At 55.5% G+C, this 22,477-nt stretch carries 27 protein-coding genes and 1 tRNA gene; 20 read left to right on the top strand and 8 right to left on the bottom strand.

The genetic code is table 11. From position 1 onward, the window contains the following. Window positions 1-391: 391 nt before the first annotated feature. A tRNA-Ser gene (locus tag HNQ59_RS18335) sits at window positions 392-481 on the bottom strand. 175 nt (window positions 482-656) lie between these two features. Between HNQ59_RS18335 and HNQ59_RS18330 the strand changes: the two genes are divergently transcribed. The 10 genes from HNQ59_RS18330 to HNQ59_RS18285 all read left to right on the top strand — a co-directional run bounded on the left by HNQ59_RS18330 (window position 657) and on the right by HNQ59_RS18285 (window position 6,899). Beyond that, window positions 657-1,610, top strand: a complete 954-nt coding sequence (locus tag HNQ59_RS18330; protein WP_184041846.1) for a flagellar hook-length control protein FliK — start codon at window positions 657-659, stop codon at window positions 1,608-1,610. Window positions 1,611-1,828: 218 nt separating this feature from the next. Further along, the gene (locus tag HNQ59_RS18325; RefSeq protein ID WP_184041845.1) at window positions 1,829-2,344 is read left to right on the top strand and encodes a flagellar basal body-associated FliL family protein; all 516 of its coding nucleotides are present in this window, start codon (window positions 1,829-1,831) and stop codon (window positions 2,342-2,344) included. A 1-nt stretch (window position 2,345) separates the two neighbouring features. Beyond that, window positions 2,346-3,344 (top strand): flagellar motor switch protein FliM, encoded by a 999-nt coding sequence (gene fliM / locus HNQ59_RS18320; protein WP_184041844.1) that lies wholly within the window; start codon window positions 2,346-2,348, stop codon window positions 3,342-3,344. Further along, complete coding sequence (gene fliN / locus HNQ59_RS18315; protein ID WP_425491407.1) at window positions 3,337-3,789, top strand: flagellar motor switch protein FliN; 453 nt, start codon at window positions 3,337-3,339, stop codon at window positions 3,787-3,789. The genes fliM and fliN overlap by 8 nt, the downstream gene beginning before the upstream one ends. Further along, window positions 3,789-4,223, top strand: coding sequence for a flagellar biosynthetic protein FliO (gene fliO / locus HNQ59_RS18310; protein ID WP_184041842.1), 435 nt, complete (start codon window positions 3,789-3,791; stop codon window positions 4,221-4,223). The genes fliN and fliO overlap by 1 nt, the downstream gene beginning before the upstream one ends. Window positions 4,224-4,283: 60 nt before the next feature. Further along, on the top strand, window positions 4,284-5,048 hold the full coding sequence (gene fliP, locus HNQ59_RS18305; RefSeq protein WP_425491406.1) for a flagellar type III secretion system pore protein FliP: 765 nt from the start codon (window positions 4,284-4,286) through the stop codon (window positions 5,046-5,048). 47 nt (window positions 5,049-5,095) lie between these two features. Further along, window positions 5,096-5,365, top strand: a complete 270-nt coding sequence (fliQ, locus tag HNQ59_RS18300; protein ID WP_184041841.1) for a flagellar biosynthesis protein FliQ — start codon at window positions 5,096-5,098, stop codon at window positions 5,363-5,365. A gap of 12 nt (window positions 5,366-5,377) precedes the next feature. Then, window positions 5,378-6,169, top strand: coding sequence for a flagellar biosynthetic protein FliR (gene fliR, locus HNQ59_RS18295; RefSeq protein ID WP_184041840.1), 792 nt, complete (start codon window positions 5,378-5,380; stop codon window positions 6,167-6,169). 98 nt (window positions 6,170-6,267) lie between these two features. Next, window positions 6,268-6,450 carry a hypothetical protein gene (locus tag HNQ59_RS18290; protein ID WP_184041839.1) on the top strand — a complete coding sequence of 61 codons (183 nt, stop codon included), beginning with the start codon at window positions 6,268-6,270 and terminating at the stop codon, window positions 6,448-6,450. 14 nt (window positions 6,451-6,464) lie between these two features. After that, window positions 6,465-6,899, top strand: a complete 435-nt coding sequence (locus tag HNQ59_RS18285; RefSeq protein ID WP_184041838.1) for a protein YgfX — start codon at window positions 6,465-6,467, stop codon at window positions 6,897-6,899. A 61-nt stretch (window positions 6,900-6,960) separates the two neighbouring features. On the opposite strand, the gene nadB is transcribed toward HNQ59_RS18285, so the two are convergent. The 3 genes from nadB to HNQ59_RS18270 are packed head-to-tail and all read right to left on the bottom strand — an operon-like array spanning window position 6,961 to window position 9,964. Further along, window positions 6,961-8,532, bottom strand: coding sequence for an L-aspartate oxidase (gene nadB, locus HNQ59_RS18280; protein WP_184041837.1), 1,572 nt, complete (start codon window positions 8,530-8,532; stop codon window positions 6,961-6,963). Between the two features lie 42 nt (window positions 8,533-8,574). After that, window positions 8,575-9,534 (bottom strand): SPFH domain-containing protein, encoded by a 960-nt coding sequence (locus tag HNQ59_RS18275; RefSeq protein ID WP_425491408.1) that lies wholly within the window; start codon window positions 9,532-9,534, stop codon window positions 8,575-8,577. Next, window positions 9,482-9,964, bottom strand: a complete 483-nt coding sequence (locus HNQ59_RS18270) for an NfeD family protein (RefSeq protein ID WP_184041836.1) — start codon at window positions 9,962-9,964, stop codon at window positions 9,482-9,484. Before HNQ59_RS18270 ends, HNQ59_RS18275 begins: the two co-directional genes overlap by 53 nt. 307 nt (window positions 9,965-10,271) lie before the next feature. Between HNQ59_RS18270 and fliW the strand changes: the two genes are divergently transcribed. From fliW to tilS, 3 genes are read left to right on the top strand one after another with little or no spacing between them, the layout of a single operon-like run. Further along, entirely contained in the window at window positions 10,272-10,682 is a 411-nt protein-coding gene (gene fliW / locus HNQ59_RS18265) for a flagellar assembly protein FliW (protein WP_184041835.1), read from the top strand. A 60-nt stretch (window positions 10,683-10,742) separates the two neighbouring features. Continuing rightward, a complete protein-coding gene (locus HNQ59_RS18260; protein ID WP_184041834.1) occupies window positions 10,743-11,708 on the top strand; it encodes an acetyl-CoA carboxylase carboxyltransferase subunit alpha in 966 nt (321 codons plus the stop codon). Further along, window positions 11,680-13,059 carry a tRNA lysidine(34) synthetase TilS gene (tilS, locus tag HNQ59_RS18255; protein WP_184041833.1) on the top strand — a complete coding sequence of 460 codons (1,380 nt, stop codon included), beginning with the start codon at window positions 11,680-11,682 and terminating at the stop codon, window positions 13,057-13,059. The genes HNQ59_RS18260 and tilS overlap by 29 nt, the downstream gene beginning before the upstream one ends. Before the next feature lie 32 nt (window positions 13,060-13,091). On the opposite strand, the gene HNQ59_RS18250 is transcribed toward tilS, so the two are convergent. The 4 genes from HNQ59_RS18250 to HNQ59_RS18235 form a co-directional block, all read right to left on the bottom strand. Then, on the bottom strand, window positions 13,092-13,469 hold the full coding sequence (locus HNQ59_RS18250) for a response regulator (protein ID WP_184041832.1): 378 nt from the start codon (window positions 13,467-13,469) through the stop codon (window positions 13,092-13,094). 55 nt (window positions 13,470-13,524) lie between these two features. Continuing rightward, window positions 13,525-14,004, bottom strand: a complete 480-nt coding sequence (bfr, locus tag HNQ59_RS18245) for a bacterioferritin (RefSeq protein WP_184041831.1) — start codon at window positions 14,002-14,004, stop codon at window positions 13,525-13,527. A 99-nt stretch (window positions 14,005-14,103) separates the two neighbouring features. After that, window positions 14,104-14,301 (bottom strand): bacterioferritin-associated ferredoxin, encoded by a 198-nt coding sequence (locus HNQ59_RS18240; RefSeq protein WP_184041830.1) that lies wholly within the window; start codon window positions 14,299-14,301, stop codon window positions 14,104-14,106. Window positions 14,302-14,385: 84 nt separating this feature from the next. Further along, entirely contained in the window at window positions 14,386-14,868 is a 483-nt protein-coding gene (locus tag HNQ59_RS18235; RefSeq protein WP_425491405.1) for a DUF2325 domain-containing protein, read from the bottom strand. 124 nt (window positions 14,869-14,992) lie between these two features. Between HNQ59_RS18235 and HNQ59_RS18230 the strand changes: the two genes are divergently transcribed. From HNQ59_RS18230 to HNQ59_RS18200, 7 genes are all read left to right on the top strand, one after another. Next, window positions 14,993-15,586 (top strand): C40 family peptidase, encoded by a 594-nt coding sequence (locus HNQ59_RS18230; RefSeq protein WP_246491082.1) that lies wholly within the window; start codon window positions 14,993-14,995, stop codon window positions 15,584-15,586. Between the two features lie 608 nt (window positions 15,587-16,194). Then, complete coding sequence (locus tag HNQ59_RS18225) at window positions 16,195-16,878, top strand: Crp/Fnr family transcriptional regulator (RefSeq protein ID WP_184041829.1); 684 nt, start codon at window positions 16,195-16,197, stop codon at window positions 16,876-16,878. 240 nt (window positions 16,879-17,118) lie between these two features. After that, a complete protein-coding gene (locus HNQ59_RS18220) occupies window positions 17,119-18,303 on the top strand; it encodes an NAD(P)H-dependent flavin oxidoreductase (protein WP_184041828.1) in 1,185 nt (394 codons plus the stop codon). A gap of 54 nt (window positions 18,304-18,357) precedes the next feature. After that, window positions 18,358-20,280 carry a type IV pili methyl-accepting chemotaxis transducer N-terminal domain-containing protein gene (locus tag HNQ59_RS18215; protein ID WP_184041827.1) on the top strand — a complete coding sequence of 641 codons (1,923 nt, stop codon included), beginning with the start codon at window positions 18,358-18,360 and terminating at the stop codon, window positions 20,278-20,280. Window positions 20,281-20,298: 18 nt separating this feature from the next. Further along, window positions 20,299-20,916, top strand: a complete 618-nt coding sequence (gene trhA / locus HNQ59_RS18210; protein WP_184041826.1) for a PAQR family membrane homeostasis protein TrhA — start codon at window positions 20,299-20,301, stop codon at window positions 20,914-20,916. 4 nt (window positions 20,917-20,920) lie between these two features. Further along, on the top strand, window positions 20,921-21,589 hold the full coding sequence (locus HNQ59_RS18205) for a response regulator (protein ID WP_184041825.1): 669 nt from the start codon (window positions 20,921-20,923) through the stop codon (window positions 21,587-21,589). Next, a complete protein-coding gene (locus HNQ59_RS18200) occupies window positions 21,589-22,137 on the top strand; it encodes a hemerythrin domain-containing protein (protein ID WP_246491081.1) in 549 nt (182 codons plus the stop codon). The genes HNQ59_RS18205 and HNQ59_RS18200 overlap by 1 nt, the downstream gene beginning before the upstream one ends. The last annotated feature ends 340 nt before the right edge of the window (window positions 22,138-22,477 follow it).

Genomic DNA, 22,477 nt, shown 5'->3' with positions numbered 1-22,477 from the left:
AATGAACACATGACGCAGCTGGAGCAATCCCCGGAGCGCGTCCGAGCCTATTTTCAGGACCCGGTAGTCAAGTATGCGGCGGGTTAAAACATCAAAGGGCCGGATCAATAATGTTCGTTGACCGATGATATGCAAAATCAGTCAATCGAACTGGCTTCTGGGTAGCTCAATATCTGCGATGCTAGATGGTAGGGTGGTGATGATGACTGACGTGGATCGTTTTTTATCGAATCGTGACGAATTACCTTCTGGTATTTCAATCACGATCCTGTTGATGTGGCTCGATGGCCTGCGCTGAACTGATTTTGGAGTGGATTGTTGGCGTTGTTGATTTGTAGCTGCACTGCTATTGAAAGCAAAAAGCCACGATAATCGTGGCTTTTTTAAATTCTGGCGGAGGCGGTGAGATTCGAACTCACGGAGGGCTTGCACCCTCGCTGGTTTTCAAGACCAGTGCATTAAACCGCTCTGCCACACCTCCTGATGTGCTGGGCATTGAGAATGGGCCAAGATAGGCCATGCCCCGAGCGAGGCGCGCACTATATCTGAATTTTCCCGTTTTGGCTAGATCTTTTCTCTTGCTTGGCTGATCTGTTGGTTTGGCCCAGGTCTTGCTTATGTTTGGCGTGACAAATGATTTGTGAGGGGTGAGGCCCATGGCCGAGATTACGCTGACTGTATTGATGCCCGCTTCGATGCCTGCCGAGTTGCCGTCAACGGTACCTGATGGCGCTGGCGTGGGGGCGGGTTTCGGTGCGGCATTGCAGATGGCGCTGGGGCAGCTTGCGCTACCTTTGGATCTGAAAGCGTTGCCGATGGAGCAGCCTGTGGATGCCAAGGAGCAAGGTCAGGAAAAGAAGGTAGGCGATGATGTAGCCGAGTTGATGAACCCTTTGTTGACAGCGTTGTTTGCGCAGATACAGGCCCCTGTGGAATCCAAGCCTGATCTGGTCGAGGCGGCCAGTGTGGAGGTTGGTGCCCCTAATGTGGGGGGGGAGGGGTTGGCTGACGCCCTGACATCTTCTCTGGTGGATAGCTTGGCGGTGGAAGATTCTGCCGTGCAGCGGAAAAATTTGCCGGGCGACGCGGGGCAGCAGGAGCACTTCGAGGATATGATGAATCAGGCGCAGGCGATGCAGGGGGCGCAGCTTGTCAATCGAGCCGAATCGGCGCAAATGCGCCAGCCGCATGCCATGCAGATTGCTGCGCCAGTGTCGGAGCCCGTAAGTTGGGGGAAGGAGCTGGGGCAGAATTTGATCTGGTTGTCCGGGCAGCAGAACCAGATTGCGGAGATGCAACTGAATCCTCCGCATCTGGGCCCGCTGGAAGTCAGGGTCACAGTGCAGAATGATCAGGCCAGCCTGGTGTTTGCCTCGCCACATGCCTCGGTGCGTGAGGTCATCGAGTCGGCCTTGCCGCGGCTGTCTGCCATGTTTGCCGAGAGCGGCCTTGCGATGGGGAGTGTGCAGGTCGGTGGTCAGTCATTGGCTGATCAGCGCCAGCAGTCGCAGGGGCATGGCCGTAGAGGGGCGTCCAAACAGGATGAGGTGGAAGTCGAGCCATTGTGGCGGGCGGCCACGCAGCCCTGGGGGATCAGTATCCGGGCTTGAATCAAGGTCTTACATGGGTGCTGCGAAACAGAATTGGGGAAAGCGGATGGCGGAGGTCATCCGTTTTGTTTTTTTAGAAACTACCTAAACTATGTTTCCGATATAATTGTTTTGCTTTATGTTTTGGCAGGGTAATCATACTGCTGCTAAAGTTCAGTGAAAGAATAAGCGGTTACGTTGTTTAGTCACGTGGAACGCACTCAATCGAGGCCTCAGGGATGTCCGAAGAAAAGCCGAAAAGCAAGAAGATGCTCGTTATCATCGTCGCACTGCTCTTGGTGCTGATTTTGGTGATAGGCGGGGTTGCAGCAGTTTTGCTGTTGAGTGGTGGGGGCTCGTCACCAGAGCATGAGGCCGAGGTGGCCCATGAGAAGGAGGAGCCCAAGAAAAAGGATAAGAAGAAAAAGAAGAAGGAGCATGAAGCCGCTCCAGTATTTGAAAAACTGGAGGTGTTCACCGTCAATCTGGCGGGCGAGAACAATGAGATGCTGCAAACTGAGATCAATGTGGAATTGTTGGATGAAAAGGAGAAGGAAAAGCTCAAGTCCTACATGCCAAAGATCCGCAACAATGTCATTTTGCTGCTATCCTCGAAACAGGCAGTGGATTTGAAGACCGCAGAGGGCAAGAAGAAACTGATTGATGAATTGAAGGCTACCATCAATGAGGCGATGGGCGCTGATGATGATGAAGGCGTGCAATCGGTGACGCTCTCCTCCTTTATATTGCAGTGATATGTCAGACGATATCCTTTCCCAGGAAGAGGTCGATGCCCTGCTACGCGGGGTGACCGGCGAGGAAGATTCGGAGGAAGAGTCTTCCGATGCGTCACAGGTTCGAAATTATGACATTGGTCGGCAGGAGCGTATTGTCCGTGGCCGGATGCCGACCTTTGAAATCATCAATGAGCGGTTCGCCCGTAATCTGCGGATCGGGCTGTTCAACTTCATGCGTCGTAGCGCGGAAATCTCGGTCGGCCCGGTCAGGGTGGTGAAATACAGCGAATTCATCCGTAATCTGGTGGTTCCCACCAACCTGAACCTGATTCATATGAAGCCGTTACGTGGGACGGCTTTGTTCATTTTCGATCCGGATTTTGTGTTTCTGGTGGTAGACAACCTGTTCGGCTCGGATGGTCGGTACCATGTGCGCGTCGAAGGCCGTGATTTCACCGCCACTGAACAACGCATCATCCATCGGCTGCTGAATGTAGTGTTCGATGAATATAAGAAGTCTTGGGACCCGGTATTCGAGGTGGGGTTTGAGTACATCCGATCCGAGATGAACACGCAGTTTGCCAATATTGCGACGCCAACCGAGGTGGTCGTCACGACGACTTTCAAAATCGAGCTGGGCGCGGGGGGCGGCGATTTTCACGTCTGTTTCCCCTATGCTATGATCGAGCCGATCCGTGACTTGCTCTACAGCTCGATGCAGGCTGATCGTATGGAGGCGGACAACCGATGGGTGAAATTGCTCTCCAGAGAGGTGCAAGGTGCCGAAGTCGATCTGGTAGCCAATCTGGGACAAGCGCCCGTTCTGCTGGGGGATATCTTGGATTTGAAAGTGGGGGATGTGATCTCACTGGAGATTCCCGATGCCATCGTGGCGGAAGTGGATGGCGTGCCGTTGTTTGAGTGCAAATATGGCATCAAGAATGGGCAGTATGCATTGAAGGTCGACAAGATTCTCGCGGGTGTGGATCTATTGAATACGGGAGATGAAGTTGGCTGAAGAAGAACAACCTGCCGAAGAACAAGGCCTGGATGACTGGGCTGCTGCGTTGGCCGAGCAGGAAGCTGCTGATGCCGCCATGGCGGCCAGCAAGGCCGAGGAGCCAGCGAGCGCCAGCGCGGTTTCGCCGGCGGATATCTTCCAGAATTTCGACGCTCAACCTGACAGGCGCTCTGATCTGCCGCCCAATTTCGACATGGTCATGGACATTCCTGTCCATATGACAGTCGAGCTGGGTCGGACCAAAATCGCCATCCGCAGCTTGCTGCAATTGGCCCAGGGCTCTGTGGTCGAGCTGGATGGCTTGGCGGGTGAGCCGATGGATGTATTGGTCAATGGCTGTCTGATTGCACAAGGTGAGGTGGTGGTGGTGAACGACAAGTTCGGCATCCGCTTGACCGATATTGTGACTCCGCAAGAGCGGATACGGCGGCTTCACAAGTGATGCGAGTCGCTGTTCTGCCGCTCGTTTTCCTTTCTGTTCGTTCTTTCGCCGCACCACCTGCGGCGGCCAGCACCCCGACCGCAGGTAGTCTGTTGCAGGTCTTTTTGGCCTTGCTATTGGTATTGGCGGCAATAGCGGCCTGCGCCTGGGTGCTGAAACGCATGACGCCTGGCGGCATGCAGGGTGGCGCGGGCATGAAAGTGATCGGGGGGGTCATGGTAGGCCCCAAAGAGCGCGTGGTGGTGGTCGAGCTGGCAGATACCTGGCTGGTGCTAGGGGTGACGGCCAATCAGGTCAACACCTTGCACACGTTGCCGCGGCCTGAGCATGCCGAGTCGCTGCAAGGTGCAAATGGAGAGGCTCCTTTTGCCAGATGGCTGAGTCAGGCCATGCAGAAGATACCCGCCCGCAATACGACGCAACAAGAACAATAAAGCCTGGTCAGCTGTGCCTGCCACGCTGTTTCTGATATTTCACTGAGAGCAGATGACGCTGTGAATCGCATCGTATCGACCTTGCACCCTATTCAACTGCTGGTCGGCTTATGCCTCGTGTTGTTGCCAGCCTTGGGGTGGGCGGCTGACGGTTTGCCCGCGCTGACCAGTGCGCCGGCACCAGGTGGTGGGCAGAATTACACGTTGTCCGTCCAGGCGCTGCTGCTGATATCGGCGCTCACCTTTTTGCCGGCCTTGCTGCTGATGATGACTTCGTTTACGCGCATCATCATCGTGCTCTCCTTGCTTCGGCAGGCGATGGGTACGGCTACTACGCCGCCCAATCAGGTGTTGATCGGTCTTGCGCTGTTTCTGACCATGTTTGTGATGGCACCGGTGTTTGACAAGATCTATGTCGAGGCCTACCAGCCCTTTGCGGAAGACAAGATGACCTTCAATCAGGCCATCGCCAAAGGCAGCGAACCATTGAAGCAATTCATGTTGAAACAGACCCGACAAAAGGATCTGGCTACTTTCATCGAGCTCTCGGGTGCAACCAAGCCCAATGGCCCAGAAGATGTCAGCCTGAAAACGTTGATTCCGGCCTATATCACCAGTGAGCTGAAAACCGCTTTTCAGATCGGTTTTCTGGTGTTTCTGCCTTTTCTGATCATCGACCTGGTGGTGGCCAGTGTCTTGATGTCAATGGGCATGATGATGGTGTCGCCAGTCATCATCTCATTGCCATTCAAATTGATGCTGTTTGTGCTGGTGGATGGTTGGACATTGCTGATGACCTCGCTGGTGCAAAGCTTTTATACCTGACCTGATCATCAGTCGGGCTCAAACAGTTTGGTTGCAAGGAGTGGGCGATGACCCCAGAAATGGTCGTGACATTGATTCAGCGTGCGGTGGAGGTCATGCTGCTGCTGTCGGCACCCATGCTGATTGCCGCATTGGTGGTCGGGCTGTTGGTCAGCGTGTTCCAGGCAGCCACCCAGATCAACGAGATGACGCTTTCGTTCATTCCCAAGCTGATTGTCACCTTTGCGGTCATGGTGCTGGCTGGGCCGTGGATGATCCAGCTCATCATGGATTACACCATCCGCCTGTTCACCAGCATTCCCACCCTGATCGGCTAATCATCGTCGCCTATGGTGCAGTTCAATTCCGACCTGCTGACAGCGCTGCTGGCTTCCTTTTTCTGGCCGTTCGTGCGGATACTGGCGCTGATTGGCACTGACCCAGTGTTTGGCAGCCGGAGCATTCCAGCGCCGTATAAAATCGGTTTTGCTGTTTTGATCACTTTGGCATTGATGCCTATCCTGCCGACCATGCCAGCGGTGAGCCCGTTCTCGGCGTATGGTCTGTTGGTCATGACGCAGCAGGTCATCATTGGCATGGCTATGGGATTGGTCATGCGAGTGGTGTTCACGGCAATCGAGATGGCGGGCCATCTGGCTGGCCTGCAGATGGGGCTGGGATTTGCCATGTTCTTTGACCCGACACATGGCACACAGGTGCCTGTGGTATCACAGATCACCTCATTGTTCGGCATCTTGACCTTCTTTGCATTGGATGGGCACTTGGTGGTGCTGGCCACCCTAGTACAAAGCTTTCAGGTATTGCCGATTCAACTGACCCCCCTGAGCGCGGGCGCATTCAAGTTGATGTTCAAGTGGGGTGAGCAGATTTTCATCATGGGGCTGACGCTGTCCATGCCTGTTGTGGCCGCCCTGTTGGTGGCCAATATGGCGATTGGGGTGATGACCCGGGCCTCGCCACAGTTCAATCTGTTCGCGGTTGGGTTTCCCTTGACCATGGGTATTGGTTTCGTGGCCTTTTACTTTTCCCTGCCATATTGGACCACAATACTCCGTGATTTCTTCAACTTGGCGGGTATGTGGATGTTGCAGGTGCTCAAGCTGATGAATGGGGCGCACTGATCGACCACTGGTCCACTTGGTGCTTGTGAATCCATGTTTTGTCCGATAATCTGAATATGCAGATGTTGATTGGATGAATCTGGCCAAAGGAGACCATCATGGCGATTACATTTGATATGAGCACAGGCCGCATTGAGCACCAATATGATGAGCCAAAGGTGGACACGGCTGCACAGCCTGCACTGCCTGCACCGCTACCACTGGAGCACATGTCGTTACGTCTGCTGACCGTAGATGAGGCAATCCGGCTTGCGCACCAGGGAATACCCCCCCGCCGCTGATGCCTTCCCAGCGCATGCTCCGTCTGGAGATCCGCTCCTCTCCGTTGCTGGCCGGGCTGGTGCAGGCCATGCACGGCTTGGCCGTGTGCGCTACTTTGCTGGCCAGCGCCATCCCGCTTTCGATCCGGTTATTGGCTGTTGGCCTGGTGCTGGCCAGCGCGGTGTGGCACTGGCGGCATCGAGCCATCCAGCACATCGATGGCCTTGAAATCAATGCGCGTGATCAGGTATCCATTGCTGTCGACCAGCGCTGGCAGCCTGCGCTGATACGAGGAGATAGCCTGGTCACGTCGACCTTGATGATTCTTGTGTTGCAGACTGATACGAAAATTCATCGCCTGGTGATGTTGCCTGATCAGGTGGAGCACGAGGCGTCGCGTCGTCTGCGGGTTTGGTTGAAATGGCGCTGGCGGGTTGATCTGGCAGCCAATCCACATGAGGTACCCTGACCGAGCGGTCAACCGGGCCTGAGTCAGGGGCTGGCGAGCCCCTGCTCTGCATACTTGGGTTTCAGTTGGGTGTCAGTACAGTATTGATTGCTTGAGCCGCCATCTGCGGATAGTCTCGGCTGAAATGCAGGCCACGGCTTTCATGTCGAGCCATGGCGCACCGGACAATCAGATCTGCAGTCTGTACCAGATTGCGCAGCTCGATCAAATCATTGCTGACGCGGAAATGGCTATAGTATTCGTGAATCTCGTCATGCAGCAGATTGATCCGGTGTTGTGCGCGCTCTAGCCGTTTATTGGTGCGCACGATGCCGACATAGTCCCACATGAAACGACGCAGCTCATCCCAGTTGTGGGAGATGACAATCTCCTCGTCCGGGTCTGTCACCCGGCTCTCATCCCAAGCAGGAATATCGAGGCGGGGTGGAGGGCTGGCGGTGAGAATGTCTTCGGCTGCCGCCCGCCCCAGGATCAGGCATTCCAGCAGTGAATTCGAGGCCAGCCGGTTGGCGCCATGCAGGCCAGTACATGCAACCTCGCCAATGGCGTACAGCCGTGGCACATCTGTTCGGCCTTTCAGGTCGGTCACCAACCCGCCGCAGGTATAGTGCGCTGCCGGCACCACCGGAATGGGTTGCTTGGTGATGTCGATGCCCAGGCTGTGGCAATGGCTGTAGATGGTCGGGAAATGCTCTTGAATGAAACGCGCAGGTTTGTAAGAGATATCCAGATAGACACAATCCAGGCCGTGCTTTTTCATCTCGAAGTCGATGGCCCGGGCCACGATATCGCGGGGGGCCAGCTCAGCCCGTTCATCGTGCTGGGGCATGAAGCGGCTGCCATCAGGCAACCGCAAGATACCGCCTTCGCCTCGCACCGCTTCGGAAATCAGGAAGGATTTGGCATGGGGGTGATACAAGCAGGTGGGGTGGAACTGGATGAACTCCATATTGGCCACCCGGCAGCCCGCCCGCCAGCCCATGGCAATGCCATCGCCCGTCGCGATATCCGGGTTGGTGGTGTAAAGGTAGACCTTGCCCGCCCCGCCTGTCGCCAGAACAGTATGATCTGCCGATAGCGATAAGACCTTGTCCTGTTTGCGATCCAGCACATAGACGCCATGGCATGCGTTGTCAGCTTGCCCCAGTTTTCTGCCGGTGATCAGGTCAATGGCGATATGGTCTTCCAGCACTGTGATGTGTGGGTGGGCACGGATTTTGCCGCTCAGGGTCTTGATCACGGCTTCGCCGGTGGCATCTGCGGCATGAATGATGCGACGATGGCTATGGCCCCCTTCACGGGTCAGGTGGAAGCCGGTTTCGTGGTGCGCATCACGGGTGAATGGTACGCCCAGATTGATCAGCCAATCGATGGCAGCTTTGGCGTGTTCAACGATGAAGCGGGTGGTTTCCTCGTTGCACAGGCCGGCACCCGCGATCAAGGTGTCCTTGATATGGGCGTCCGTGGAGTCCTGATTGTCGAGGACGGCGGCAATGCCACCCTGTGCCAGATTGCTGGCGCCATCCACCAGGCCACGCTTGGTGATCAGGCACACCTTTTTTTTGTCGGCAAGATTCAGCGCCAGGGTCATTCCAGCCAAGCCGGAGCCGATGATGATGATGTCAAAATGCATGGATTCAGATTCTTTTCACAACCAGATGTAGAAGATTTCCTGTCATGAGGTGGTATTGCCGGATTGGCTCTGTTTCACCACACTCATCGCTGAGGCGATCAGGCTGCCCATATTACTCAGGTCGCCGGGCAGGATCAGCGTGTTGCCCGTTTTGGCCAGGTTGCCGAACGCACTGACATACTGCTCGGCCACTTTGAGATTGACGGCTTCCATGCCGCCAGGCTGGCGAATGGTCTGGGCGACCGATGCAATGGCGTCGGCGGTGGCATGTGCGACCAGCCTGATGGCTTCTGCCTCGCCTTCCGCACGGTTGATGGCTGCTTGCTTGTCCCCCTCCGATTGGTTGATCGCTGCCTGCCGCTCACCCTGCGATTGTTGAATGGCGGCTTCGCGCTCACCGGTCGCCAGATTGATCTGTTCCTGTTTGCGGCCTTCCGATGCTGCGATCAAAGCCCGCTTTTCGCGTTCGGCGGTGATCTGCCGCTGCATGGCATGCAAAATCTCGGCGGGCGGGGTGAGATCCTTGATCTCATAGCGAAGCACCTTGACCCCCCAATTGGCCGCTGCTTCGTCCAACGAGGCCACCACGGTACGGTTGATGTCATCGCGCTCCTCAAAGGTCTTGTCCAGCTCCATCTTCCCGACCACCGAGCGGAGGGTGGTCTGGGCCAATTGCGTGATGGCCAAGATGTAATCGCTGGAGCCGTAGCTGGCCAGTTTCGGGTCGGTCACCTGAAAATACAGAATGCCATCTACAGTCAGCTGCGTATTGTCTTTGGTGATGCAGATCTGGCTGGGCACATCCAGCGGAATCTCTTTCAGATTATGCCGGTAGGCCAAGCGATCGATGAACGGAATGACAATGTTCAGGCCGGGCTGCAAGACCGCATGGAAGCGCCCCAGGCGCTCGATGACCCAGGCGTGTTGTTGCGGGACGACCTTGACAGCTTTAACGACGAAGATGATGGCGACGATCAGAAAGGCGACCATGGTTTCCAGCATCATTCACTCCTTCGGGTTGTTTTTCACTCAATAGCAATATCGAACCACGCACATCCTGAATATACAGGATGGCCGCGTTGGCATGTCCCTGTACCAGCTCGGCATCCCACTCGCTGCCCCGGTAGGCGACCCGGGCATGCCGCTCATCCAGCCATTGGACAACTTTCACCCGCTGGCCGATATCCAGGCTTTGTGATGAAGGCGGGACACGGCTGGATTGATAACGCCGGTATTTCCGCAAAATGAGCACGCCAGCGATGCCCACTGAGCCGGCCAGCAGAATCTGGCTCATGTCCGACAGGCCCAGCCAAGCGCCGAGCGCGGCAAACAAGAAGGCCAAGCCCAGTATCAGCATATAGAAGGTGCCGCTGACCAGCTCCATGCCGATCAGCACACATCCAGCAATCAGCCAAAAGAGATAGGGTTCCACTGCAAAATACTCCAACTGAAATGGCAGAACTGGGCGTTATCTTACGCCGATGGCTGCATCAAGCCAAAGGCTTGCAGCTGTTGACGTCACTCAACGCCTGCCGGATACGCTGACTGGATCTAGGTAAACCCCAATGGTGCGCATGGTGAAAGGCGGATATGTTCGCCAAGCCAATTGGGCTGCAATGACTTTTCGCGTATGCTTGCAATCGATTCGACCATGCCCGATGCTGTCAATCAGCAAGGCATGGGGTCGGATGTGTGGTGTGGTTAACCAGTCGTCCCGTCATGAATGATCTGGAGGCACTATGCAACTGCAGTCTACCCGTTTTGGCGATATCGAGATTGACCCTGATTCAGTGATTTTCTTTCCGGAGCCTATTCTTGGATTCGATCAATCTCGTCGCTACAAGCTGTTTCATGAAGATAAACAAACCCCCGTCATGTTGTGGTTGCAATCGCTGGATGAGGCCGATGTCGTATTCAGCTTGATCGACCCCACCATGTTGGGCCTGCACTTTGAAATCATATTGACTGATGATGAGTGCACCAAATTGGCCATCACCGATCCGTCCTCGGTGGCGGTATTGCTGATGGTGGCAAAGGATGGCGACCGCCTCGATCCTAAGCCTTATGCCCCGATCCTGATCAATGTGGCATCACGGATCGGCATGCAGAAACCCGGCGTCAGGGCAAATATCGTATTCAGCAATGTCTGAGCATGCTGGATGTGAACCGAACCATTGCACTGATGCCCCTCACATGAGGTCTGGTACACAATGAAAACCACCTTTCTCGATTTTGAACAACAGGTTGCCGAGCTGGAAGGTAAGATCGACCAGTTGCGCTATGTTCAAGATGATTCCGCTGTGGATATTTCAGAAGAAATCTCCCGCTTGCAGGCCAAAAGCCAGGATTTGACCAAATCCATCTACAGCAAGCTGACGCCTTGGCAGATCTCCCAGGTGGCGCGTCATCCACAACGTCCTTACACTTTGGATTACGTCAAAGGGCTGTTCACCGAATTCAACGAACTGCATGGGGATCGTGCCTTTGCAGATGACCCTGCCATCGTCTGCGGCATGGCTCGTTTCAATGGCCAAGCGGTGATGATCATTGGCCATCAGAAAGGCCGTGACACCAAGGAAAAGATCATACGCAACTTTGGCATGCCACGCCCAGAGGGCTATCGCAAGGCATTGCGGGCAATGAAGCTGGCCGAGAAATTCGGCATGCCGATATTGAGCTTTGTGGATACCACAGGCGCCTATCCTGGCGTTGGTGCCGAAGAGCGTGGGCAGTCCGAAGCGATTGGCCGCAATCTGTTCGAAATGTCCAAACTGCGGGTGCCGATCATTGTCACGGTGATCGGTGAAGGTGGCTCGGGCGGTGCGCTGGCAATCGCGATCGGTGACGTTGTGCAGATGCTACAGTACTCAACCTATTCAGTGATTTCGCCAGAGGGTTGCGCATCCATTTTGTGGAAGAGCGCGGAGAAGGCCTCCGAGGCTGCTGAGCTGCTGGGCATCACGGCAGGGCGCTTGAAGACACTTGGCCTGGTCGACAAGGTCATCCAAGAGCCATGTGGCGGTGCACACCGTGACCCGGCGGCCATGATGCAGACCATGCGCAAAGTGTTGCAAGATGGTTTGCGTGCGTTACAGGGCAAGTCGTTGGACGAACTGATGGATGCGCGTTACGAGCGTTTGATGGGTTATGGCAAGTTCAAGGAAATTGCCGCCTGACATTGTCCTGCGGCAATGCCTCGTCGATCACCTCACCCCATATGCTGACCAGCCCGTTGCCATCGCACTGAGTGGCGGGCTGGATTCAGTCGTCTTATTGCATCTGGCTGCACAGGTGGCACCTAGCCTGGGCATCACGTTACAAGCCTTGCATGTCAATCATCAGATCAGCCCGAATGCAGCAGTCTGGGCGCAGTTCTGCGTGGATCTCTGCACGCGGCTGGGAATACCGATTGCTGTGGTGGCGTTGCAGCTGCAGCGCCAAGGGGGCGAGAGCCTGGAAGCGGTCGCTCGGGATGCCCGCTACACGGCGCTGAGGCGGCTGCCTGTCCATGCGGTTTTGCTCGCACATCATCAGGACGACCAAGCGGAAACTGTCTTGCTGCAACTATTGCGCGGCGGTGGTGTGAAAGGCATGGCAGCCATGCCTGCCATCCGCCATGCAGTAGGGTGGCCCGATTTCGTCCGACCCTTTCTGACTGTGCCCCGGCAGGTGTTGGCTGGCTATGCGCAGAGTTCTGCACTGCAGTGGGTGGAGGATGAAAGCAACACAGATACCCGCTACGACCGCAACTTCATCCGTCATCGCATTCTCCCGCAGTTGGCAGAGTCATACCCCGAAGTCAGGCAAGTGCTGGGGCGGGCTGCCAGCCTGTGCGCCGAGGCCAGCGAGTTGCAGGATGCGTTGGCTGGGCTGGATGCCAAAGGTGTTGATTGGTCATCGCGCACCTTGCCGATCAAATGTTTTGACCATTTGTCACCCGCCCGCGCTGGTAATCTGCTGCGGTGGTTCGTTGCAAAATGTGGTGCGACACTGCCTGCCGCATCGCAACAAGAGGCGCTGAAGCAACTGCTGGGGCAGCGTGTGGACGCAGACCCTCGGATCAGACTGAGCTGCGGCTTTTTGGCGCGTTACGATGGTTTGATCTGGCTGGTTCGTGATGCCGTGTTGCAGGCTGATCAGGTTGGGTTTGAGTGGCGGGGCCCTGGTCAGATGGATTTCGCCTCACTATCCGGGCGATTGATCGCCCAGATGTCCCATGGGCACGGCGTGGCACTGAGCAGGCTGGCCGGACCATTGTGCTTGCGCTTACGACAGGGTGGGGAAATGCTCCGGCCCCGAATGGGTGGCCCCAGTCGGCCAGTCAAAGCGCTGCTGCAGGAGGCTCGCGTGCCCCCTTGGGTCAGAACGCGTCTACCGCTTTTGTTTGCTGGTGATGCCTTGGTGGCCATTCCTGGTATTGCGGTGGATGCAGATGCACAGGCAGCATCAGGCGTGCCAAGCGTGGTGTTTGATTGGCAATGCCTGGACACGACAGCAGAAACGACTTTCCCGCCGTCTGGATGTTGACGAGGCGGTTGGACTGCCCTCAGCCGTAACGTCTAGTCTGTCGTGGCCGGAGTCAGTGAGTCCAGTAGATGATTCAACGTGGCGTGCGAAATGGGCTTGATCAGGATGTCATCAAAACCATTGGCCAGGAAGGCTTTCTTGTCCGATTCCTGTGCGTGATGCGTAAAGGCAATGATGCGGGTCGGGTGTTGTTGATGGCTGCGGATGTCTCGGCAGATCTCAGTGCCATTGCGTCCCGGCAGGCCGATTTCCAGAAAGACAAGTTGCGTCGGGTTCTGTTGGAAATACGCGAGTGCCTGCTCCCCATCAGACGTATCAAAAACCCCCCAGCCCGCCTGGCTGAGCATGGCGCGTATCAGTTTGCGGCTGATCGGGTCATCATCAATCACCATGGCGTGCTGAGTGTGCATGTGGGCCTTTGTTTGAATACGCTTGACGGGGCGCTGAAAAAAACAGGTTAATCGATTAACTGGATGAATCGGTTGCGTTGAGCTGGATATAGTTCTGGATGCCCATCCTGTCGACCAGATCCAGCTGGGTTTCCAGCCAGTCGATATGCTCTTCTTCGCTTTCCAGAATGTCCTCGAACAACTCACGGGATACGTAATCCTGCACTGATTCACAGTGGGCAATGGCTTCCTTCAGCATCGGGCAGGCGGCCATTTCCAACTTGAGGTCGCATTTCAGCATTTCCTCGACGTTTTCACCGATCATCAATTTGCCCAGATCCTGCAGATTGGGCAGGCCTTCCAGAAACAGAATGCGCTCGATCAACTTGTCAGCATGCTTCATTTCGTCGATCGATTCGTGATACTCGTGATCACCGAGTTTCTTCAAGCCCCAGTTTTTATACATGCGGGCATGCAGGAAATATTGATTGATGGCAGTGAGTTCGTTGGTGAGTGCTTTGTTCAGGTAAGCAATAACCTTTTTGTCGCCTTTCATGCCGGTCTCCGCAGTATGGCTCGTGGATGAGCCAAGCATAGCATAAAGCAACGCAAAAACCCCGCCTGGGCAAGCGAGGTTTTCCGGCTGCGGTGGCGGCTATGCGGCGCTGGCGATCATCGGCTCCTGAATTTGATACAGGGCCTCTTTCAGCACATCGCGAGCATGGCAGGCGCAGCGACCACACTGGGTCGCAACATTCAGTTCATTTCGTAGATCTCGCATAGAGCAGGCGCCATCGCTAACTGCTTGACGGATTTGAGTGTCGGTTACGGCATGGCAAATGCAAACGTACATCTCTGCTGATCCTTGCTGCGATTACGAATGATAAGGTTGTTGATAACCATTATCAATAAAGAGGTTGAAAAAAGCAAGTGAAAACTAGTTGCATTTGCGTTTGCTGGCAGCAGAGCCGCTATGGGCTGGGCATTGCAGACATGGCGAGGGTGCTTGAAGCGCCAGCTGGGAGAGCGACTCCTTCAGTGCACAGACGGATCGCCGGCATGTCACGATCTGGATGTTGTGTTCATTCGCCAGCTCTCGAAAGTGCCGCATGACGTTATGTCCCAGGAAATCAGTGAACAGGATCATGATATCCGTGCCTTTTGGGAGACCGGGTAGGCGACGTTGGTGCGAAGCATTTCTGCCGCTGATGTGGCGGGCGATGTTGATGCCAAAAGACGCCAGGGTATCGGGGATGTTACCTAATGTATCTGCACCAACCAGTAAAGCATTCATGATAGCTCCCTCATGATTTAGATGAGAATAATTATCAATATCGATCTTGTTGATGTCAAGTGCATCGATTCTTCGGCCTGCATCCAGCAGAGGGAAAAATGTAATCTGAGCGGCGTTGCGGAACATTCTGGTACGGTCACTGGTCGGATGGTTGTCGGGCGCATTTCGAAATTCGGCTGTTTTATCAAAGCTATCATCGCTATACTTAATGTGTTGATTGAATTACTGCTTGTGAGTGCATGATAACCATATGAAACTATTGATTAAGGTGAATGCTTGTGCTTGGTTGTTATATGGCTTTGGGGTGATGTTGCTGTCTGCGTGCAGCACGCAGCCGGTCGCGGTTTCAAAAAAAGCTGGCACGGCTACAGCCAGCCCTAGCCCCAGCCGTAAAGCCAGCCCCAAAGAGCCGAGTATCGCCCCGAAAGGAGAGCCCACCGCCGCAGAGCGGGATGCGAAGCTCTCGCCGCAGGCACAGGAAGTCGTGCTGTATGCATTGGGATTGCTGAATATCGACTACCGTTTTGGTGGCAAGAACCCGGAGAGCGGGCTGGATTGCAGCGGCATGGTCAGCTACGTGTTCGAGGGCGCAGTGGGTATCAAATTGCCACACAATGCCGCTCAGATTGCGCGTGAAGGGCGCGAGGTGGAGCGACAGGCGTTACTGCCAGGCGATCTGGTGTTTTTCAATACGCGAAATCGTCCGTTCTCGCACGTTGGCATCTATATTGGCGAGGATCGATTCATCCACGCGCCGTCCACAAATGGGCAGATCAAAGTCAGCAGCCTGAACAATCGATACTTCGCAAGCCGATACGAAGCGGCACGCCGGTATTTCGATTGATTGGTCAGGTGGTCCCCGCTCCCATATTGGCCCTGTCGCCCACTTTGCTGTTGCCTGTCAGCACAGTGTGGCGCCCCGGAGCGATACATGTCATATATCGTAAATGCCATTGACATCTTTTGAGTGGCTTGGCATGATGGCCATTCATAACAATGTCAAAATTTGCACGAGTGGCTGTGGCTGGTGCAAGTTACCCATGCGCTGATTGCCAGATGCCTACGTATTGGCATCAAGGGGACAATACGCGTGGCCGGGATTGGCGTGGGTGACAGATTGACTGTTTGGCTGTGAGGAGACAGCGGTACCCAATTGGTACATTGAGCCCGATGAGGGCTTTCTTTTTTTCCATGAAGCCGTTTGCATCGACGCGATCCTACTGTGCTGCACCACGCCGTATTACCGCTGCATAGCCTGTGGAACCGGCAATCAGGGAATGATGATCCATGCTTTCCACCTATCTGCTGCCGATACGCCAGCCGGCAATGGCCGGATGAATAGTCCTTTCGGGCTATCGCCACTTAGCTCTTCATGCCAGCTGGCAATGCGCTTGTGTTGCCGTAATATCTTGATCTGGATCATTCCGACTGGTTAAGTAGAAGAGGTACGCCATGAGCCGCAGCAAAATCGATCTGCACGGCATGTTGTCCAATTTGCCCTTGTTTCGTGAATTGGCGCCTAATGAAATCAACGATTTTGTCGCTGCCACCCGTGAGGTGCGTGCCGAGCGGGGAACAGTGTTGTTTCGCAAGGGTGACCCAGCCAGCGGGCTGTGGATCATCGTCTACGGGCAGGTCAAATTATCGTTTCCTTCCCCCAATGGCACCGAGAAGGTGTTGCAGATTTTTGGCGCAGGGCAGAGTTTTGGTGAGGCGGTGATGTTTCTGGAGCGCCCAGCTCCGGTGTATGCCGAAACGTTAGCCGACAGCTTGATCCTGCATCTGAACAAACAGACTATTTTTGATGCCCTGGCGCAAGACCCGACCTTTGCCCGGCGCATGCTGGCCGGGATGTCGATGCGGCTGCATCAATTGGTGCAGGATGTCGAATCCTACAGTCTGCGTTCTGCTGCGCAGCGGGTGATCGGTTACCTGCTGCAGTGCGATCATGGTCCATCAGCACAGCAGACCACCATTACCTTGCCGGCTACCAAAAACGTGATTGCGTCACGGCTGAGCCTGACGCCAGAGACCTTGTCCCGTATCTTTGCCCAGCTGGCCCATGAGGAGCTGATCGAGGTGAATGGCCGCGACATCATGATTCTGGATGTGGCAAAACTGCAAGCTTATCAGTAGTTTTCCTAGTACTTGCGTTGGTGTGAAATTGATCAGGGTCAAACGCTGGCAGAGCGTTTCCACCTAGTCTAGGGCTCCATTTACGCGGCCTTATGGCCTGCTCCCGCTGAATCCTGTTCAGGACTCGATCCGGCGCGGGCTGCGAAGCCGTGCCAACAGAACCAGACGGAACGAGGGGGCGATGTATCACCTCGGTTCGTCACAAGGTGGTGAAGTAGCTCACAATAAGGAGGATGACACATGCTCGACTGGCTACCCAAGCTGGATTTACCGGCACTGACAATCAAGGGCCGTCGGCTGTTGCCGATCGTGCAAGGTGGGATGGGCGTGGGGATTTCCGCCCATCGGCTGGCGGGCAGTGTGGCACAGTGCGACGCAGTGGGGACGATTGCCAGTGTCGATCTGAGACATCACCACCCTGATCTGCTAGCACGCAGTAAAGGTTGTCGTGACCCGCAGGCATTGAATATGCTGAATCTGGAAGCGCTTGATCGAGAAGTAAAAATGGCGCTGTCGGACTCAAATGGGCATGGTATGGTCGCGGTGAATGTGATGAAAGCCGTGGATGCCCATGCCGACTATGTGCGGCAAGCCTGCGAAAGCGGTGCGCATGCGGTGGTGATGGGGGCGGGCCTGCCGCTTGACCTGCCAGAGCTGACGGCGGACCATCCGGATGTAGCGCGTATCCCGATTTTGTCGGATGTGCGAGGCGTGGCGGTGGTGCTGAAGAAATGGCTGCGCAAACAAGTGTTGCCCGATGCCGTGGTCATCGAGCATCCGCAGTGGGCGGGTGGTCACTTGGGTGCAGCCCGCAAAGAGGATGTCAACGATAGTCGGTTCAATTTCGATACGGTATTGGAAGGCGTCGCCAACCTGCTGCGCGAGCTGGGCATCGAGCGCGAACGCATCCCCTTCATATGCGCCGGGGGGATCTATCGGCACCAGCAAGTGCGAGACCTGTTGGGTAAGGGGGCTGCGGGTGTTCAGCTTGGCACGGCTTTTGCTGTGACATCGGAGAGTGATGCGCATCCTAATTTCAAGAAGGTATTGGCTGGCGCCAAGCAAGAGGAAATCGTTGAATTCATGAGTGTGGCGGGCTTGCCGGCACGTGGCGTGTTGACACCATGGTTGAAGAACTACCTGCGCCGTGAGACGCATCTGCAAAGCAAGGCCAAATGTGATACCGAGCGCTGTACGCAAGGGCTGCATTGCCTGACCGCGTGCGGGTTGCGGGATGGATTAGCCAAATTCGGCCAGTTTTGCATCGATACACAGTTGGCGGCAGCATTGCGAGGTGAGGTGAATAAAGGCTTGTTCTTCCGGGGAGGAGCCCCTTTGCCTTTTGGTGATCGAATCCGATCGGCACGTGAGCTGATCGAGTATCTGTTGACAGGGCATGAGCCAGCGCCGACACCCAGCCAATAATGAGGTGGGGTGGCATGCGTCATGCCATGAGTATGGAGTAGGAGTGTCGTTAGCATGAGCATGCCGGAACTGTTGCCCGCCAGGCGTCGCCTCACAGTCAAGATCGTCGGGTTGTTGATGACCTTTATGGTGCTGGCCCTGGTGGCAGTCGGCTCGACGTTGTTATTGTCGTGGGAGCTGGAAGGCGGGGCTGCCGCCATCAATGATGCAGGCAGCCTGCGCATGCGCTCGTATCGCCTGTTGGAAATGGCGGCCCGTGCCCGTTCGGCAGATCAGGTGGTCGGGTTGCAAAGCCGTATTCAGGCAGAGCTGGGCGAGATCGATCATATCTTTGCCACCCTGCACACAGGCGACCCGATCCGGCCCTTGTTTGTGCCCGGCACCGCACCGGTGTTGAAGCAACTGCGGCTGATCCACAACAACTGGCAAGCTGAGATTCGCCCCGCCTTGTCAGCCAACACATTACCCTTGCCCGTATTGCGCGAACGGGTGGAGCAATTCGTTGCGCATATCGACACGGAAGTCAGGCTGATCGAGCACGAGAACTCCCGCCGCACGACCTTCCTACGCGCATCGCAGATGGGCCTGATCGCAATGGGCGTGGTCAGCACAGTCTGCGTGATCTATCTGATGTTTCTGATCATCATCCGCCCGGTCACCCGCCTGCAGGCGGGTATCCAAGCCATGGCGGATGGTGAGATGAGCGTGCGGCTGCCCGTGGAAAGCCAGGACGAGTTTGGGCAGCTGACCAATGGCTTCAACCAGATGGCCTCTCGCCTGCAAGATCTCTACAACACGCTGGAAAAGCGAGTGGCCGACAAAACCCTGTCCTTGGCTGAGAAAAACCGGGAGCTGGCCAGTCTGTACGACATGACAGCTTTTCTGAATCGGCCTGGCACAGTCGAAGACCTATGTCGTGGCTTTCTGCAGCGAGTCATGCAGCAGTTCAGGGCCGATGGTGGCATGGTGCGGGTCGTGGACCCCAGCAACGGCAATCTGCATGTGGTGATTCATGAGGGGCTGTCGAACGAGCTGGTCGGTCAGGAGCACTGCTTGAATGTCGGTGATTGCCTGTGTGGCGAGGCGGCAAGGGATGGCGTGTCCGTAGTGCACGATATGCGGCGTGCCCGCCTGCCGAAACGGGAGATCGATTGCAAAAAAGATGGTTTCGTTACGGTATCGATCTTCCAGATTCTGAGCCTGCATCAGGCCATAGGCCAATTCAACCTGCATTTCAAACAGCCTTATGCCTTTTCAGCGCAGGAGGTTCAGCTGTTGGAGACGTTCGGGCAGCATCTCGGCGTTGCGATCGACAACCGGCGTATGGCTGCCAGAGAGCGGGAGATGGCTGTTTCGCAGGAGCGCAACCTGATGGCGCAAGGGCTGCATGACAGCATTGCCCAAGGGCTGACCTTCCTGAACCTGCAAGCGCAGCTGATGGAGGACGGCATCAAAAGGCAAGACTGGACCGAGGTCAGCGATACCATGCCGCTGATCCGCGCAGGGATTCAGGAAAGCTATGAAGATGTACGTGAATTGTTGCTGAATTTCCGGGCCAAACTAGGTCAGGAATCGTTGCCAGACGCCATTCGGGTGACATTGGACAAGTTCCAGCGGCAAACAGGAGTGGAGACTGGATTCATGCAAGAAGGGCAGGGGGCCCCATTGCCACGGGAGCATCAGCTACAGCTGTTGTTCATTGTTCAGGAGGCATTATCCAATATCCGGAAGCACGCGAAAGCCAGCCAGGTCTGGGTGCAACTCAATGACACGCAAGACCTGGAGCTGATCATTCATGACGATGGCTGTGGGTTTGACCCGGAAACCGTCAAGGCCAAGGGGGAATCCCACGTCGGGTTGAACATCATGCGCGAGCGAGCCCTGCGGATCGGTGCTTTGTTGGAGCTGGATACCCGACCTGGCGATGGTGTGACATGGCGGGTGTGGTTGTCCCGAGAGCAGCGGATGGCTGCTTGATTCAAGAAAGGCGTATTCATGTATTACGGAGAACGGCTGAATAGCATCACACATTTGATCGGCGCCGTATTCAGTGTGGCGGGCATGTCAATCCTGCTGACACTGGCGGCTCAACAAGGCGATGTCTGGAAACTGGTCAGTTTCAGCGTGTATGGCAGCATGCTGGTTCTGCTGTACAGCTTTTCCACCCTCTACCACGCCCTGCAAGGGCGGGCCAAGGCCATATTCCAAAAGCTCGACCATACCGCGATCTATCTACTGATTGCCGGCACCTATACCCCCTTTACCTTGATCACCCTGCGTGGCGCGTGGGGCTGGACATTGTTCGGCATCAACTGGGGCTTGGCGCTGATCGGGATCATCCAAGAGCTATGGCTGGGCAAGCGTACCCGGGCGTTGTCATTGACGATCTACTTCATCATGGGCTGGCTGGTGCTGGTCGCCATCAAGCCGCTGACAGCCGCCCTGCCAACCGGTGGGCTGGTCTGGCTCACACTCGGCGGGCTGCTCTACACCGTGGGGATCATCTTCTACGCCCTGGATGACCGTATGCGACACGCACATGGCATCTGGCATCTCTTTGTGCTGGGTGGCAGCCTGTGTCAGTATCTCTGCATTCTTTTCTATCTTGCGTGAAACCATGAGCAAACCGATCCGTATTCTGCTGGTGGATGACCACACCCTGTTCCGCAGTGGCATCAAGGCCTTGTTATCACGCCAGCCAGAGTTCGATATTGTGGGCGAAGCATCCGATGGCGTAGAGGGTGTCAAACGCGCGGTCACATTGAAACCTGACGTGGTGCTGCTTGACCTCAATATGCCAGGGCTGTCCGGCATCGAAGCCGTACAGCTGATTTTGCAGGACGCCCCAGAAACGGCAGTGGTCATGCTGACAGTCTCAGAAGATGCCGATGACTTGGCCCAAGCCCTGCAGGCCGGTGCACGTGGTTACCTGCTGAAAAACATCGATGCTGATTACCTGAAACAGGCTATCCAGCGCGCAGCCGCAGGAGAGGCGGTCATGGCGGAATCCATGACCGGTAAACTGATGCAGCGCTTCCGTTCACTATCCAGCCAGCCAGCCCCACCACCAGAGAAAGAAAAGCTGACCCCGCGCGAGCGGGAGATTCTCCTGTTCCTGGCACGGGGGGACAGCAACAAGGAAATTGCGCGGGAATTGAATGTCGCAGAAAGCACCGTCAAAATCCACGTTCAGAACATACTGAAGAAACTCAATCTCAGCAGCCGGGTACAAGCAGCCGTCTACGCCGTGGAACACGGAATGGGAACGCGAGGCGGAGAGCATTGATGGCAGAAGCACACAACACCTTATTAGGGGACATCCCCTCATGGGATGAACCAATCGCCATGTTGGAAGCATGCCACGGCAGAGTAAGAGCATTTTGCGATACATTACAGCGCCTGGCCAAATACCTGCCAGAGCATGGCGCGGATATACAAGCACAGCAGGCGGCAAAGAACATCCTGCGCTACTTTGACGTGGCTGCCCCAAAGCACCACGCTGATGAAGAGCTCGATTTGTTTCCCGCCTTACTGACAAAGCTTGGGCCCCGCGACGATGTCGAAGCCAACCGACTTCGAGAAGTGATTGGCAGTCTATTGCAAGAGCACACCGTATTGCATGGGCTATGGCAACAACTGCGCCCAGCACTCCTGCATATCGCAGCGGGGGAGCAGGTAGAATTGCCAGCGGTCAAACTCTTTGCAAACACCTATTGCACCCATGCGGACAGGGAAGAGCAACTGGTCTTCAACTTCGCGACGGATACCCTGGATGCAGCAACCCTGAGCCAACTATCCCAATCGATGACCGCCCGCCGTCATGACACCCGCTGACCTTTCCTGCTGACCGAATATCTGTTGAGATCAGCACAGCATCAACTGCCTGTAACTTTCGACCGTCTCAGCTCAACAGGTATCCATTTTGTGTCACCGGTGTGGCAGTAGGTGAAAAACTATTATTAGGTGGCCAAATGAGGGCCTGTGGAAAATATCTGGTCGTGATGCATGCCAGCGCTGGTGCAGTCTGGGGTGAAGGGCATGAAAAATTGTCGTGATAGAAAACAGTGACTTATCAAATTATTTAGAAAAAATCTGGTTTGGAGTGTTGACGGCCAGTAGGTGAGTGAGTATAGTTCGGCCTCTCTCGCAGCGACACAGCGGAACGGAAGATAGT

It is taken from the genome of Chitinivorax tropicus, from assembly GCF_014202905.1.
In the GTDB taxonomy this organism is placed as follows: Bacteria; Pseudomonadota; Gammaproteobacteria; order Burkholderiales; family SCOH01; genus Chitinivorax; species Chitinivorax tropicus.
The sequence above is the reverse complement of the archived record's forward strand: the minus strand, read 5'-3'. Positions and strand labels throughout refer to the sequence as shown.

Excerpts from the sequence above, each read along its gene's own strand:
- HNQ59_RS18330 (WP_184041846.1), top strand. The coding sequence starts at position 657 with ATGGCCGAGATTACGCTGACTGTATTGATGCCCGCTTCGATGCCTGCC.
- HNQ59_RS18325 (WP_184041845.1), top strand. The coding sequence starts at position 1,829 with ATGTCCGAAGAAAAGCCGAAAAGCAAGAAGATGCTCGTTATCATCGTC.
- fliM (WP_184041844.1), top strand. The coding sequence starts at position 2,346 with ATGTCAGACGATATCCTTTCCCAGGAAGAGGTCGATGCCCTGCTACGC.
- fliO (WP_184041842.1), top strand. The coding sequence starts at position 3,789 with ATGCGAGTCGCTGTTCTGCCGCTCGTTTTCCTTTCTGTTCGTTCTTTC.
- fliQ (WP_184041841.1), top strand. The coding sequence starts at position 5,096 with ATGACCCCAGAAATGGTCGTGACATTGATTCAGCGTGCGGTGGAGGTC.
- fliR (WP_184041840.1), top strand. The coding sequence starts at position 5,378 with ATGGTGCAGTTCAATTCCGACCTGCTGACAGCGCTGCTGGCTTCCTTT.
- HNQ59_RS18290 (WP_184041839.1), top strand. The coding sequence starts at position 6,268 with ATGGCGATTACATTTGATATGAGCACAGGCCGCATTGAGCACCAATAT.
- HNQ59_RS18285 (WP_184041838.1), top strand. The coding sequence starts at position 6,465 with ATGCTCCGTCTGGAGATCCGCTCCTCTCCGTTGCTGGCCGGGCTGGTG.
- nadB (WP_184041837.1), bottom strand. The coding sequence starts at position 8,532 with ATGCATTTTGACATCATCATCATCGGCTCCGGCTTGGCTGGAATGACC.
- HNQ59_RS18275 (WP_425491408.1), bottom strand. The coding sequence starts at position 9,534 with ATGCTGGAAACCATGGTCGCCTTTCTGATCGTCGCCATCATCTTCGTC.
- fliW (WP_184041835.1), top strand. The coding sequence starts at position 10,272 with ATGCAACTGCAGTCTACCCGTTTTGGCGATATCGAGATTGACCCTGAT.
- HNQ59_RS18260 (WP_184041834.1), top strand. The coding sequence starts at position 10,743 with ATGAAAACCACCTTTCTCGATTTTGAACAACAGGTTGCCGAGCTGGAA.
- tilS (WP_184041833.1), top strand. The coding sequence starts at position 11,680 with ATGGCAAGTTCAAGGAAATTGCCGCCTGACATTGTCCTGCGGCAATGC.
- HNQ59_RS18250 (WP_184041832.1), bottom strand. The coding sequence starts at position 13,469 with ATGCACACTCAGCACGCCATGGTGATTGATGATGACCCGATCAGCCGC.
- bfr (WP_184041831.1), bottom strand. The coding sequence starts at position 14,004 with ATGAAAGGCGACAAAAAGGTTATTGCTTACCTGAACAAAGCACTCACC.
- HNQ59_RS18240 (WP_184041830.1), bottom strand. The coding sequence starts at position 14,301 with ATGTACGTTTGCATTTGCCATGCCGTAACCGACACTCAAATCCGTCAA.
- HNQ59_RS18235 (WP_425491405.1), bottom strand. The coding sequence starts at position 14,868 with ATGTTCCGCAACGCCGCTCAGATTACATTTTTCCCTCTGCTGGATGCA.
- HNQ59_RS18230 (WP_246491082.1), top strand. The coding sequence starts at position 14,993 with ATGAAACTATTGATTAAGGTGAATGCTTGTGCTTGGTTGTTATATGGC.
- HNQ59_RS18225 (WP_184041829.1), top strand. The coding sequence starts at position 16,195 with ATGAGCCGCAGCAAAATCGATCTGCACGGCATGTTGTCCAATTTGCCC.
- HNQ59_RS18220 (WP_184041828.1), top strand. The coding sequence starts at position 17,119 with ATGCTCGACTGGCTACCCAAGCTGGATTTACCGGCACTGACAATCAAG.
- HNQ59_RS18215 (WP_184041827.1), top strand. The coding sequence starts at position 18,358 with ATGAGCATGCCGGAACTGTTGCCCGCCAGGCGTCGCCTCACAGTCAAG.
- trhA (WP_184041826.1), top strand. The coding sequence starts at position 20,299 with ATGTATTACGGAGAACGGCTGAATAGCATCACACATTTGATCGGCGCC.
- HNQ59_RS18205 (WP_184041825.1), top strand. The coding sequence starts at position 20,921 with ATGAGCAAACCGATCCGTATTCTGCTGGTGGATGACCACACCCTGTTC.
- HNQ59_RS18200 (WP_246491081.1), top strand. The coding sequence starts at position 21,589 with ATGGCAGAAGCACACAACACCTTATTAGGGGACATCCCCTCATGGGAT.